1 protein-coding gene is annotated in these 1,190 nt (G+C 38.8%); it reads left to right on the forward strand.

The annotated features are described in order from the left end of the window. Positions 1-1,162 (forward strand): IS3 family transposase gene (locus GQR46_RS19920; RefSeq protein WP_165742260.1). Its coding sequence is split into 2 segments (ribosomal slippage), with 1,163 coding nucleotides annotated over them: positions 1-285 and positions 285-1,162; the frame shifts between segments, so codons are not numbered across the junction. This gene is flagged as partial in the annotation. Between the last annotated feature and the right edge of the window lie 28 nt (positions 1,163-1,190).

Below are 1,190 nucleotides of genomic sequence, written 5' to 3' on the forward strand. Positions count from 1 at the left end.
CTGTAGAAAAAGGCGATATGACTTATAAACAAGCCCAAAAAATTTATGGCATACAAGGTCGTTCTACCGTGCTTACTTGGTTAAGAAAACACGGTAAGATGGATTGGACTCAATCACCTAAGATAACTATGCCTACATCACCTAAAGCCAAAGAAAGTCCCGCTCAAAAAATCAAACGCCTCGAGCGAGAGCTTGAAGATGAGCACTTACGTAACCTGTTACTCAATGAAGTGGTTAATATTCTTGACGCTGAGCATGGAACAAGCCTTCGAAAAAAGTATATTGCCAAGGAGCAAGAAGCCTTCAAAAGCAAAAAATAGTTAGCTTAGAACGTGCTTGCATGCTGCTTGGTATAACGAGACAAGCGATATATCAACGAGAGAGCAGAGCTAAACTGCGTGCTATTGAACTAGCACCAGTTAAAGCGATGGTATTGGAAATACGACGTTTTATGCCGCGCTTAGGTGGAAGAAAGTTGTATTTTTTACTTAAACCAAAATTCATAGAGCGAGGCATAAGTTTAGGTCGAGACGCTTTTTTTAGTTATTTGAAAAATGAACGTTTATTGGTTAAACCTAAGCGTAGTTACACTAAAACTACTTTTAGTAAACATTGGATGAAAAAGCATCCTAACTTGCTAAAAGATGTGCAACCATCGCGGCCAGAAGAGGTTTTTGTAAGCGATATAACCTATGTTCAATCAGAGCAAGGTGTTCACTATCTATCGCTAGTAACTGATGCGTATAGTCGCAAAATTATGGGTTATGAACTCAGTGATGATATGAAGGCGACAGATGTTGTTAAGGCATTAGATATGACAATCAATAATCGTCAGTATCAATGTAGTACGATTCATCATTCAGATAGAGGGTTGCAGTATTGCTCGCAGGTATATCAAGTAAAGCTTAATGAAAATGGCATTATTCCATCAATGACCGATGGCTATGACTGCTATCAAAATGCACTGGCGGAGCGTATTAACGGCATATTGAAGCAGGAGTTCTTACTCTATAAATGCCAAAATCTAAAAGAGCTACGTGAACTCGTCGAAGAATCAATATTAATATACAATGAAATGAGGCCGCATTTGAGTTTAGGAATGAAAACACCAAACCAAGTGCACAAAAAAAGCCAGGAGCAAAAGCTACTGGCCTTCAATTAAAACCGTCAACGTATTTTAGGACGGGACA

Source organism: Pseudoalteromonas sp. Z1A6 (assembly GCF_011378745.1).
Taxonomy (GTDB): Bacteria; Pseudomonadota; Gammaproteobacteria; order Enterobacterales; family Alteromonadaceae; genus Pseudoalteromonas; species Pseudoalteromonas arctica.